General features: G+C 56.8%; 9 protein-coding genes and 2 rRNA genes (1 of these 11 only partly in view). 7 read left to right on the top strand and 4 right to left on the bottom strand.

Translation table 11 applies throughout. The annotated features are described in order from the left end of the window. Window positions 1-241: 241 nt before the first annotated feature. Genes leuA through leuD form a run of 4 tightly spaced genes read left to right on the top strand, consistent with a single transcriptional unit; the run spans window position 242 to window position 4,917 of the window. A complete protein-coding gene (leuA, locus tag N2M06_RS02465) occupies window positions 242-1,807 on the top strand; it encodes a 2-isopropylmalate synthase (protein ID WP_019935964.1) in 1,566 nt (521 codons plus the stop codon). Between the two features lie 2 nt (window positions 1,808-1,809). Further along, window positions 1,810-2,910: a 3-isopropylmalate dehydrogenase gene (gene leuB, locus N2M06_RS02460; RefSeq protein ID WP_317075762.1), complete on the top strand. Its 1,101-nt coding sequence runs from the start codon at window positions 1,810-1,812 to the stop codon at window positions 2,908-2,910. Next, window positions 2,910-4,307, top strand: coding sequence for a 3-isopropylmalate dehydratase large subunit (gene leuC, locus N2M06_RS02455; protein WP_317075761.1), 1,398 nt, complete (start codon window positions 2,910-2,912; stop codon window positions 4,305-4,307). The genes leuB and leuC overlap by 1 nt, the downstream gene beginning before the upstream one ends. Window positions 4,308-4,317: 10 nt before the next feature. Then, complete coding sequence (gene leuD / locus N2M06_RS02450) at window positions 4,318-4,917, top strand: 3-isopropylmalate dehydratase small subunit (protein ID WP_346351479.1); 600 nt, start codon at window positions 4,318-4,320, stop codon at window positions 4,915-4,917. A gap of 47 nt (window positions 4,918-4,964) precedes the next feature. On the opposite strand, the gene N2M06_RS02445 is transcribed toward leuD, so the two are convergent. Further along, complete coding sequence (locus N2M06_RS02445; RefSeq protein WP_019935960.1) at window positions 4,965-5,255, bottom strand: PilZ domain-containing protein; 291 nt, start codon at window positions 5,253-5,255, stop codon at window positions 4,965-4,967. A gap of 147 nt (window positions 5,256-5,402) precedes the next feature. Here N2M06_RS02445 and thiB point away from each other — a divergent pair, with 147 nt between their 5' ends. Genes thiB through thiQ form a run of 3 tightly spaced genes read left to right on the top strand, consistent with a single transcriptional unit; the run spans window position 5,403 to window position 8,672 of the window. Beyond that, window positions 5,403-6,374, top strand: a complete 972-nt coding sequence (thiB, locus tag N2M06_RS02440) for a thiamine ABC transporter substrate binding subunit (protein ID WP_317075766.1) — start codon at window positions 5,403-5,405, stop codon at window positions 6,372-6,374. Then, window positions 6,374-7,972 (top strand): thiamine/thiamine pyrophosphate ABC transporter permease, encoded by a 1,599-nt coding sequence (gene thiP / locus N2M06_RS02435; protein WP_346352148.1) that lies wholly within the window; start codon window positions 6,374-6,376, stop codon window positions 7,970-7,972. The genes thiB and thiP overlap by 1 nt, the downstream gene beginning before the upstream one ends. Then, window positions 7,956-8,672, top strand: a complete 717-nt coding sequence (thiQ, locus tag N2M06_RS02430; RefSeq protein ID WP_346351478.1) for a thiamine ABC transporter ATP-binding protein — start codon at window positions 7,956-7,958, stop codon at window positions 8,670-8,672. Before thiP ends, thiQ begins: the two co-directional genes overlap by 17 nt. Before the next feature lie 31 nt (window positions 8,673-8,703). On the opposite strand, the gene N2M06_RS02425 is transcribed toward thiQ, so the two are convergent. The 3 genes from N2M06_RS02425 to N2M06_RS02415 all read right to left on the bottom strand — a co-directional run. Then, window positions 8,704-10,083, bottom strand: coding sequence for a PhoH family protein (locus tag N2M06_RS02425; protein ID WP_346351477.1), 1,380 nt, complete (start codon window positions 10,081-10,083; stop codon window positions 8,704-8,706). A 250-nt stretch (window positions 10,084-10,333) separates the two neighbouring features. Beyond that, window positions 10,334-10,448 (bottom strand): 5S ribosomal RNA (gene rrf, locus N2M06_RS02420). Between the two features lie 85 nt (window positions 10,449-10,533). Further along, window positions 10,534-12,652: ribosomal RNA gene (locus tag N2M06_RS02415) — 23S ribosomal RNA — on the bottom strand; it runs 769 nt beyond the window's last position.

The raw sequence follows: 12,652 nt of genomic DNA, 5'->3' as shown, positions 1-12,652 counted from the left end.
AAGTTGACAGCACCGCTGTTAATCGTTATCTGTATAGCGTTGTTAACGGATTCTTTCTGATGTGAGTGACCATGCAAAAACAAATTCTGCTACTACTACTAACCAACAAGGTGCTTTAGCGCACGGGGTTAGGCGTAGCTGGAATTTATCATTCACACAGTTTCACACTTAAAAACCCGTGCCGTCCGCACGGGTTTTTTTATTCTGCTTCGGGCGGCACGGACACACAGAGGAAAGCGACATGTCGAACCAGGTCATTTTATTCGATACCACCTTGCGGGACGGTGAACAGGCGCTTTCCGCCAGCCTGTCCGTCAAGGAAAAACTGCAGATCGCCCAGGCTCTGGAGCGCCTCGGTGTTGACGTGATGGAAGTGGGCTTTCCCATTTCCTCTCCCGGCGATTTTGAATCAGTGCAGACCATTGCCCGTCATATCAAAAACAGCCGGGTCTGCGCCCTGTCCCGAGCCCTCAAGGCCGACATCGACGCCGCCGGCGAGGCGCTGCGGGTGGCGGATCAGTTCCGTATTCACACCTTTATCTCTACCTCCGACATACATGTGCAGAGCAAGCTGCGCAAAGACTTCGACTCTGTCGTGGAAATGAGCGTGGCGGCGGTCAAGCACGCCCGGGGCTACACCGACGACGTGGAGTTCTCTTGCGAGGATGCCGGCCGCACCCCCATCGACAATCTGTGCCGCATGGTCGAGGCCGTGATCAAGGCCGGTGCCCGCACCGTAAACATTCCCGACACCGTGGGCTACACAGTGCCCAGCGAGTTTGGCGGCATTATTCAGACCCTGTTTGAGCGGGTACCCAATATTCACGAAGCCGTGATCTCCGTGCACTGCCACGACGACCTCGGCATGTCGGTAGCCAACTCTATTGCCGCCGTACAGGCAGGTGCGCGCCAGATTGAATGTACCATCAACGGCATCGGTGAGCGGGCCGGCAACTGCTCGCTGGAAGAAGTGGCCATGATCATGAAAACCCGGGGCGAATTGCTCGGGGTACATACCAATATCAAGCACCAGGAAATCTACCGGACCAGCCAGCTGGTGCGTAACCTGTGCAATATGCCGGTACAGCCCAACAAGGCCATCGTCGGTGCCAATGCCTTCTCGCACTCTTCCGGTATTCACCAGGACGGCGTACTGAAAAACAAGAACACTTACGAGATCATCACTCCCGAAAGCATTGGTTTACCCAAGAACCAGCTTAACCTGACTTCACGCTCCGGCCGCCACGTGATCAAGCACCGCATGGCTGAGATGGGCTACTCCGAGCAGGACTATGATCTCGACACCCTTTACACCAGCTTCCTCGCGCTGGCAGACCGCAAGGGCCAGGTATTCGATTACGATCTGGAAGCCCTGGTGTTCTTCAGCCAGATCCACGAAGAGCCCGAGCAGTTCAAGCTCAAGTACCTGAGCGTGCAGTCCGGCAGCAATGTCATGTCCACCGCCAGTGTACGCATGGAAGTGGGCGGCGAGATCGTTAATGAAGCCGCCGTGGGTAATGGCCCGGTAGATGCCGTGTACCAGTGCATCAACCGGGTAACCGGCTATGACATTCGCATCGACAAATACGAACTGCAAAGCAAGGGTGAAGGCAAAGATGCACTGGGTCAGGTGGACATCGTCGCCGAGTACAAGGGCCGTAAGTTCCACGGCATGGGTCTGGCCACCGATATCGTCGAGTCCTCTGCCCAGGCATTGATTCACGTGATTAACTGCATTTACCGGGCCGAGCAGGTCGCGGAAAAGAAAGAAGAAATTCAGAAAAAAATTCGTATGGAGACAGTGTGAACATGAGCGCAAGCTACAAGGTCGCGGTATTGCCGGGTGACGGCATTGGCCCGGAAGTGATGGCCGAAGCCATTCGGGTGCTGGATAAAGTGCAGGCCGAGTTCGGCCTGCAGCTGGACTACAGCCATTATGATGTGGGCGGCATCGCCATCGACAACCACGGCAGCCCCCTGCCCGCCGCCACCCTGGCCGGCTGTGAAGCCGCCGATGCCGTACTGTTCGGCTCTGTGGGCGGCCCCAAGTGGGAAAACCTGCCGCCCAATGAGCAGCCCGAGCGCGGTGCCCTGCTGCCCCTGCGCGGTCACTTCAAGCTGTTCTGCAACATGCGCCCGGCCAAGATCTACCAGGGCCTGGAAGGCTTCTCGCCGCTGCGCGCCGACATCAGTGCCCGCGGCTTTGACATAGTGTGCATGCGCGAGCTGACCGGCGGCATCTACTTCGGTCAGCCCAAGGGTCGGGAAGGTTCAGGCCCCGAAGAAAAGGCGTTCGATACCGAGGTGTATCACCGCTATGAAATTGAGCGCATCGCCCGGCTGGCATTTGAGGCGGCCCAGGGCCGTCGTGGTGTGGTGACGTCCGTCGACAAGGCCAACGTCCTGCAGGCCTCCATTCTGTGGCGGGAAGTGGTCACCGAAATCGCCAAGGATTACCCGGACGTAACCCTGAACCACATCTACATCGACAACGCCACCATGCAGCTCATTAAGGATCCGTCCCAGTTCGACGTGCTGCTGTGCTCCAACCTGTTCGGCGACATCATCTCCGACGAAATGGCGATGATCACCGGCTCCATGGGCCTGCTGCCCTCCGTCAGCCTGAACGATCAGGGCTTTGGCCTGTACGAGCCGGCCGGCGGCTCCGCTCCGGACATCGCCGGTCAGGGCATTGCCAACCCCATCGCCCAGATTTTGTCCGCCGCGCTGATGCTGCGTTACAGCTTCAAGCAGGAAGAAGCCGCACAGGCCATTGAGCGTGCCGTGGCTGAAACCCTGGCCGCCGGTTACTTTACCGGCGACCTGTACAGCGACAAGGCCGAACACCCGGTGCAGTCCACCAGTCAAATGGGCGAGCAGATCGTATCCCGCATTCGGAGAGCAAGCTAATGGCCAAGACCCTTTATCAGAAAGTATTTGATGCCCATCTGGTGCGCAATGAAGCCGGCGAAACCCCGCTGCTCTACATTGATCGCCATCTGGTACACGAAGTGACCTCGCCCCAGGCCTTTGACGGCCTGCGTGAAAAGGGCCGCAAGCTGCGCCGCCCCGATCGCACCTGGGCGACCATGGATCACAACGTCTCCACCGAGACCAATGACATTGCCGCTTCCGGTGAAATGGCCCGCATCCAGATGGAAACCCTGGCCAAAAACTGTGAAGAGTTCGGCGTGCCGCTGTATGACCTGCACCACAAGTACCAGGGCATAGTGCACGTGATCGGCCCGGAGCTGGGTCTGACCCTGCCCGGCACCACCATCGTCTGTGGTGACTCCCATACCGCCACCCACGGTGCCTTTGGTGCCCTGGCGTTCGGCATCGGTACCTCAGAGGTGGAACACGTCATGGCTACCCAGACCCTGAAACAGGGCCGGGCCAAAACCATGAAGATTCAGGTCAACGGCACCCTCAACCCGGGCATCAGCGCCAAGGACGTGGTACTGGCCATTATCGGTGAAGTCGGCCACGCCGGCGGCACCGGTTATGTGGTGGAGTTCTGCGGCAGCGCCATCGAGGCGCTCTCCATGGAAGCGCGCATGACCATCTGTAACATGGCCATCGAGCTGGGTGCCAAGGCGGGCCTTATTGCCCCCGACCAGACCACCTTTGACTATCTCAAGAGCCGCCCCTTTGCCCCCGAAGGCGAGCAGTGGGAACAGGCCGTGGCCTACTGGAGCACCCTCAAGTCCGACGAAGGTGCCAAGTTTGACGCCGTGGTCGAACTCGATGGCAACGCCATTGCGCCGCAGGTGACCTGGGGCACCAACCCGGGGCAGGTGATGCCGGTGAACGGCACCATTCCGGCACCGGAAGACTTTGACGATGCCGTGGAGCGTCAGTCTGCGGTCAAGGCGCTGCAGTACATGGACATTCCTGCCGGTGGCAAGCTCACCGACGTCAAGGTTGACAAGGTGTTCATCGGCTCCTGTACCAACAGCCGCATTGAAGACTTGCGCGCCGCCGCCGCCATCGCTCAGGGGCGCAAGGTGGCCGCCGGGGTTCAGGCGCTGGTGGTGCCTGGTTCACAGCAGGTGAAGGCGCAGGCCGAAGCCGAAGGACTGGATAAAGTCTTTATCGAAGCCGGTTTCGAATGGCGTCTGCCCGGTTGCTCCATGTGTCTGGCCATGAACAACGACCGGCTGCAGCCGGGCGAGCGTTGTGCCGCCACCAGCAACCGCAACTTTGAAGGCCGTCAGGGCCGGGGTGGCCGCACCCATCTGGTGAGCCCGGCCATGGCCGCCGCCGCCGCCGTGTTCGGTCACTTTGTCGACATTCGGGATTTATAAGGGGAATAACATGAGCGGATTCAAGCAATTAACCGGTATCGCCGCCCCCCTGGATGCGGCCAACGTAGACACCGATCAGATCATTCCCAAGCAGTTTCTGCAAAAGGTGACCCGGTCCGGCTTTGGTAAGCACCTGTTTCACGACTGGCGCTTTCTGGATGACGCCGGTGAGCGGCCGAACCCGGAGTTTGTACTTAACCAGGTGCCTTACGACAAAGCCGTGATCCTGCTGGCCCGGGAAAACTTCGGCTGTGGTTCCAGCCGCGAACATGCGCCCTGGGCGCTGGCCGATTTCGGTTTGAAGGCCGTCATCGCCCCGAGCTTTGCCGATATCTTCTACGGCAACGCCATTAACAACGGCATGGTGCCGGTACGCCTGACCGACGAGCAGGTCGAGAGCCTGTTCCAGCATGTGGCGGCCAGTAAGGGTGCCGAGATCACCGTGGATCTGGAAGCCTGTGAAGTGCGCGCCGGCGAGCACGCCTTTCCGTTCGAGATTGACGAGTTCCGCCGCTACTGCCTGCTGAACGGCCTCGACAACATTGGCCTGACCCTGCAGCATGCAGATCAGATTGATGCCTATGAGGCGAAGCAGCCTGCCTGGCTGTAAGCCTGATGCAAAACGCCGGCACACGCCGGCGTTTTTATTGGCTGGCCTTAATGCACATCATCAAGGTATAACGCCACCAAATCCCCTTCTTCGCTCTGCTCTACCCGCAACACTCTGGCCATGGCCATTAATGGCGGTACCTGATCGCTGGCCGAGGGCAAGACCAGCTGCCATTCCTGTCCCGGCTCACAGCGGCCGCTTTCTACCCGCATCAATACGCCTTCCGAACTGAGATTAATGCAGGTTCCCTGAATACGTTCGCTGGTAGTGGCCAGGATCACGATCGTATTCAATTGCATTCGGCTGAATAACCGTTGCTCCTTGTTGGCTGATAACATGGGCTTATCCTTTCATGGCTGGTTTCATCAGATAAATCTTCCTACAATAGCGCTCTTACCCTTTGCTATCGGGCTCGCCGGCTCAGGCAGCCATTTCGCCCCGATACTGACACTATATAACCAGGGAGTGGCCCAGTGAAAAAGACGCTGTTTGCCTTGCTGCTGGCGGCCAGCACATCGCTGGCGGCACAAACGCCGACATTAACCATCTATACCTATAGCTCATTTGCATCAGACTGGGGGCCGGGGCCGGCCATTGAAAAAAGCTTTGAATCTGAATGCGACTGTGATTTGCAGTGGGTCGCGCTGGATGATGGCGTATCCATTCTTAACCGGCTGCGGCTGGAAGGCAGCAATACCAAGGCTGATGTGGTGCTGGGGCTGGACAATAACCTGCTGCAGGCAGCAACAGAAACCGGCCTGATTGAGAAACATGGCCTTACTCCCGAGGGGCTGACCCTGCCCGGTGGCTGGAACAACCCTTATTTTCTGCCCTTTGATTATGGTTATTTCGCCTTTATCTATAATGCCGACAAGCTGAGCCAGCCACCGGCCAGCTTTGCCGAATTGCTGGAGCGCCCAGAGCTGACTTTGCTATATCAGGATCCCCGTACCAGCACGCCGGGTCAGGGCCTGCTGCTATGGGTGCAAAAACTCTATGGCGATAAGGCGCCGGAGGTATGGCAAAACCTGGCAAAACGGACCATCTCGGTCACCAAAGGCTGGAGCGAGTCCTATGGCATGTTCCTGGAAGGAGAAGCAGACATGGTACTGTCTTACACCACTTCTCCTGCTTACCATATTGAAGCCGAGCAGAAGCACCAGTATCAGGCCGCCGCCTTTGAAGAAGGCCACTACCTGCAGGTAGAAGTCGCCGGCAAGGTAAAAAGTGCCAGCCAGCCCGAGCTGGCGGACCGTTTTCTGCAATTTATGACCACTCCCGGCTTTCAGCAGCATATTGCTGCCGGCAACTGGATGTATCCGGTGATCGACACTGAACTGCCCGCCGGCTTTAATGAGCTGGTTGTGCCGGAGCGGGCGCTGAGCTTTACTCCCGAAGAAATCGCCACACAACGTAAGCAATGGTTACGTCAGTGGCTGCACGCTACCACCCGCTGATGCTGCAGCGTTACTGGTGGCTGCCGGGCATACTTGCGGTAAGTGCCATTCTGTTGCTTACCGCCGCCCCCATTGCCGCGCTGATGACGCAAGGTGACAACAATACCACTCAGGTGTTTGCCGATCCTTACCTGCGCCATGTGATCTGGTTCAGCTTTTATCAGGCCGGGCTGTCTGCCCTGCTCAGCCTGGGGCTGGCTGTGCCGCTGGCCCAGGCCCTGTCGCGCCGGCGCTTTCCCGGCAGAAGCCTGCTGCTGCGGCTGTTCGGGCTGTCTTTGGTGCTGCCGGTCATTCTGGTGGTCTTTGGCATGGTAGCGGTGCATGGCCGTCAGGGCTGGAGTAACACTGTGCTGGAATGGCTGGGTTTTGAGCCGGTCAGCTACCTCTATGGCCTGACCGGTATTCTGCTGGCTCATGTGTTCTTTAATATGCCGCTGGCGGCACGTATTCTGCTGCAAAATATTGAAGCTATTCCTGCCAGCCACTGGCGGCTGGCCAGCCAGTTTGGCTTTAACAGCCGGCAACTGTTTCGCTGGCTGATCTGGCCGGCCATTCGCGGAGCCCTGCCGGGGCTGGCCAGCCTGATATTTATGCTATGTTTTACCAGTTTTGCCACCGTCATGGCACTGGGCGGCGGGCCTAAATCCACCACGCTGGAAGTGGCCATCTATCAGGCATTGCGTTTCGACTTTGATCTGCCGCTGGCTGGCAGCCTGGCACTGCTGCAACTGACGTTTTGCGGTGCCTTTCTGTTACTGCAATATGCCCTCAGCAAACCGCCGGAATACAGAGGCGACAGCGTCACCACCTGTCTGCGCCACGATACGCGCTGGTGGCATACCCGGCTGACCGACGGGGTGGTACTGACGGTAGCCTTGGGTATTTTTCTGCCGCCTCTGCTGGCCATCATCACCGCCGGCCTGAATCCTCGTCTGTTGTCCGCGCTGACCTCTGCCCGGCTCTGGTCGGCGCTGGGTCAGTCCGTCACCATAGCGTTAGGAGCGGGCGTGCTGTCAGTACTGCTGACCACGTCCCTGCTGCTGACCAGCCGCCATCTCAGAATACGCCGTAAGCAACGAATAGCCGCCGGGCTGATGGAAGCCACCGGGTCTGCCATTCTGGTGTTACCTGCAGTGGTGCTTTCTACCGGCCTGTTTATTATGCTGCGCAGTGTGGCCGATGTGTTTGCACTGGGCCCGCTGCTGGTGGTATTGGTGAATGCGCTGATGGCCATGCCCTATGGTCTGCGCGCTCTGCAACAGCCCATGGCGCGGGTGGCTCATCGCTACGACCGGCTATGTACCAGCCTGAATATAAGCGGTATGGATCGTCTGCGGCGGGTGGAGTGGCCGCTGCTGCGCCAACCCCTGGCTTTGGCACTGGCACTGGCCATGATGCTGTCACTGGGAGATCTGAGTGCCATAGCCCTGTTTGGCAGTCAGCAGCTGCAGACACTGCCTTGGTTGCTCTATCAGCAACTGGGCAGTTACCAGATGACCGATGCCGCCGCCACCGCCCTGGTGCTGCTGGTACTGAACCTGGCGCTGTTTCTGTTGATTGAGCGCGTATTGGGAGGAAAGCATGCTGACACTGACTAATCTGGCCGCCAGCTATCCGGAGCAAACCCAGTGCTTTTCATTGACTGCTGCCCCGGGCACCATCACTGCACTGATTGGCCCCAGTGGTGCCGGTAAGTCCACCCTGCTGGCCATGATTGGCGGCTTTGCCAGGGTCGGCTCCGGCACGCTGAGTTTTAATGGTAACAGCCTGCTGCCCCTTACCCCTGCCGAACGGCCCATAACCACCCTGTTTCAGGATAACAATTTGTTCTGGCACATGAGTGTGCAGCAAAATATTGCCATTGGCCTGAATGCAGGGCTGCGTCTGAACGAGCAGCAGCAACAACAGGTGCAAGATGTAGCCTTACGCCTTGGCATAGACGGACTGCTGAGCCGCAAGCCGGCACAGTTGTCCGGTGGCCAGCAACAGCGGGTAGGACTGGCACGCTGCCTGGTACGCAACCGCCCCGTCTTACTGCTGGATGAGCCATTTTCGGCGCTGGATCCGGCATTGCGCTATGAGCTGTTGCAACTGTTGCGAGAGCAAACCGACCGCATGCAACTGACGGTATTGATGGTAACCCACCACCCATCCGAAGCGGCCGGCGTGGCTAATCAGATGGCCTTTATTCATAATGGCCGTATTCTGGAGCTGGGTGACGGCGAGCTGCTGTCAGCCCCCCGCACAACAGAATTAAGGGCCTATCTGGGAACAACGGCGGTGATAAGGGAGGAGTAACCCTCCCTTATCACATTCCACCCCTCACTTTTTACAAATTCTCTTCAGCAAAGGACGCCAGCCGGCTGCGCATCACACCATTCAGGTAAATATTGGCGCTGCCTTCAAAGTCCTTAAAACGCTCGACTATGTAAGTCAGCCCGGAGGTCACCGGGGTCAGATAGTTGGAGTCAATCTGTGCCAGGTTGCCCGAGCACACCAGCTTGGTTCCTTCACCACAGCGGGTAATGATGGTCTTGAGCTGAGAAGCGGTCAGGTTCTGGCATTCATCCAGCAGCACAAAGGTATTCTGGATACTGCGCCCGCGCATGAAGTTGACAGATTTGAACTGAATATTGGCCTTGCCCATAATGTAACTGAGTGAGCCGTCCATGCATTCGTCCTGCTTGTGCAGCACTTCCAGGGTATCGGTAATGGCTGCCAGCCAGGGGGCCATTTTTTCTTCTTCCGAGCCCGGCAGAAAACCGATGCTCTCGGCGATTTCCGGCGTATTGCGCGTCACGATAACTCTGTCATAGATGCCTTTTTCGATGGTCATTTCCAGCGCCGAAGCCATGGCAAGCAGGGTCTTGCCGCAACCAGCGGGACCGGTCAGGATCACCATGTCAATATGGGGATCCAGCAGCGCATCCAGGGCCATGGCCTGATAAATATTCTTGGGCTGAATACCCCAGGCCTTACGTCCCATCATGCGTTCCCGGCCCAGATCCACAAAACGCAGCTGACCGTCAGCCTTGCTCAGCACTCTGCCCGCAAAGTCATCGGTATCATCAATCAAATACTGATTAACATGAGCGCCGGGCAGCAACTCTTCCGAAACAGTATGGATCACTTCGCGCCCATGGGTTTCACTCTGGCACTCTCCTACCCTGTCCCAGAAGCTGTTTTCCATCTGGAAAAAACCTTTGGACAGCAGGCGTATGTCGTCCACCAACTGATCGGAACGATAATCTTCAACCCGCTCAAGGCCGGCTCCCTTGGCCTTGAGCCGCATATTGATGTCTTTGGTCACCAGCACTGCTTTGCTGGTGGCATCATGTTTCTGCAGATAAAGCGCGGTATTGATGATGCGATTGTCGGCTTCATCATCAGTAAATACCGCATAGCCTTCCGGCAGATGACGATCAGAGATAATGGCGATGCGTCCCGAAGCATCATCGTCTTTCAGGCCCAGTGATACACCGGCAACAATTTCTTCCGGCGTGGCATCACGAAAGATATCTTCCAGAGTACGAATGGCTACTCTGGCGTCCCGGCTGACGTCCTTTTGTCTGTCTTTGATGCGATCCAGCTCTTCCAGCACCGTCATGGGAATGACAACATCGTGCTCTTTGAAAGAGTAAATAGAGAGAGGCTCGTGCAGCAGCACATTGGTGTCGAGAATAAAGCGTTTGCGGTCGTAGCCGTCCATAGGCGTGCTCCCCGGGCTAAGCCCTTGTCATGGTCATAACCCAGTTAAAGCACCGAGTCATGACAGCTTTATTACGATTTAACGCTATGCCTTTTTTATCGGTTCATCAAGCTCATAAAATGCGCGGATAGCTTGAGTGGCGATAAATACAACGTTTTGAGTGCAGCTTTTGGTAATGATGTGAGGTTAAACGTATTTTGCAGAAACGAAAAAAGCCCTTCACATCAGTGAAGGGCTTTCGGTATTGGGTGCCTGGCAGTGACCTACTTTCACATGGCAGCTGCCACACTATCATCGGCGCGGTTGCGTTTCACTGCTGAGTTCGGCATGGAGTCAGGTGGTTCCACAACGCTATGGCCGCCAGGCATAAAATCGTAATTCGGAAAAAACTATTTCGATGAATAGGTTGTGCTCTTGAGCCTGCAAGGCCTCACACTTCTTGGGTGTTGTATGGTTAAGCCGCACGGGTCATTAGTACAGGTTAGCTGCACGCCTCACAGCGCTTCCACACCCTGCCTATCAACGTCCTGGTCTCGGACGGCCCTTTAGAGGTATCAAGTACCTAGGGATGACTCATCTCGAGGCTCGCTTCCCGCTTAGATGCTTTCAGCGGTTATCGATTCCGAACTTAGCTACCGGGCAGTGCCACTGGCGTGACAACCCGAACACCAGAGGTTCGTCCACTCCGGTCCTCTCGTACTAGGAGCAGCCCCTCTCAATCATCCAACGCCCACGGCAGATAGGGACCGAACTGTCTCACGACGTTCTGAACCCAGCTCGCGTACCACTTTAAATGGCGAACAGCCATACCCTTGGGACCGACTTCAGCCCCAGGATGTGATGAGCCGACATCGAGGTGCCAAACACCGCCGTCGATATGAACTCTTGGGCGGTATCAGCCTGTTATCCCCGGAGTACCTTTTATCCGTTGAGCGATGGCCCTTCCATTCAGAACCACCGGATCACTATGACCTGCTTTCGCACCTGCTCGACGTGTCTGTCTCGCAGTTAAGCTGGCTTATGCCATTGCACTAACCGTACGATGTCCGACCGTACTTAGCCAACCTTCGTGCTCCTCCGTTACACTTTGGGAGGAGACCGCCCCAGTCAAACTACCCACCAGGCACTGTCCTCATCCCCGATAAGGGGACCAAGTTAGAACATCAAACATACAAGGGTGGTATTTCAAGGTCGGCTCCACGGCAACTGGCGTCACCGCTTCACAGCCTCCCACCTATCCTACACATGTAGGGTCAATGTTCAGTGCCAAGCTATAGTAAAGGTTCACGGGGTCTTTCCGTCTAGCCGCGGGTACACCGCATCTTCACGGCGATTTCAATTTCACTGAGTCTCGGGTGGAGACAGCGTGGCCATGGTTACACCATTCGTGCAGGTCGGAACTTACCCGACAAGGAATTTCGCTACCTTAGGACCGTTATAGTTACGGCCGCCGTTTACCGGGGCTTCGATCAAGAGCTTCACCTTACGGCTAACCCCATCAATTAACCTTCCGGCACCGGGCAGGTGTCACACCCTATACGTCCTCTTGCGAGTTAGCAGAGTGCTGTGTTTTTGATAAACAGTCCCAGCCACCTGGTCACTGCGACTGGCTCAGGCTCCATCCGCGAAGGACTTCACCCGCTCCAGCGTACCTTCTCCCGAAGTTACGGTACTATTTTGCCTAGTTCCTTCACCCGAGTTCTCTCAAGCGCCTTGGTATTCTCTACCCGACCACCTGTGTCGGTTTGGGGTACGGTTCACACACATCTGAAGCTTAGAGGCTTTTCCTGGAAGCAGGGCATCAATGACTTCGGTACCGTAGTACCTTCGTCTCGGGTCTCAGCGTTGCAACTCCGGATTTACCTAAAGTCACCGCCTACGCCCTTTCACCAGGACAACCAACGCCTGGCCCATCTAGCCTTCTCCGTCCCCCCATCGCAATGTGTGTCAGTACGGGAATATTAACCCGTTTCCCATCGACTACGCCTTTCGGCCTCGCCTTAGGGGCCGACTCACCCTGCCCCGATTAACGTTGGACAGGAACCCTTGGTCTTCCGGCGAGGAGGTTTTTCACCCCCTTTATCGTTACTCATGTCAGCATTCGCACTTCTGATATCTCCAGCATGCTTCACAACACACCTTCGCAGACTTACAGAACGCTCCCCTACCACTCACGCAAAGCGTGAATCCGCGGCTTCGGTGCCTGGTTTTAGCCCCGTTACATCTTCCGCGCAGGCCGACTCGACCAGTGAGCTATTACGCTTTCTTTAAATGATGGCTGCTTCTAAGCCAACATCCTGGCTGTCTGAGCCTTCCCACTTCGTTTCCCACTTAACCAGAACTTGGGGACCTTAGCCGGCGGTCTGGGTTGTTTCCCTCTTCACGACGGACGTTAGCACCCGCCGTGTGTCTCCCGGATAGTACTTACTGGTATTCGGAGTTTGCATGGGGTTGGTAAGTCGGGATGACCCCCTAGCCCAAACAGTGCTCTACCCCCAGTAGTATTCGTCCGAGGCGCTACCTAAATAGCTTTCGGGGAGAACCAGCTATCTCCCGGTTTGATTGGCCT

This window comes from Oceanimonas sp. AH20CE76, from assembly GCF_039654065.1.
GTDB lineage: Bacteria > Pseudomonadota > Gammaproteobacteria > Enterobacterales > Aeromonadaceae > Oceanimonas > Oceanimonas smirnovii.
This window is presented reverse-complemented; position numbering and strand designations above follow the sequence as displayed.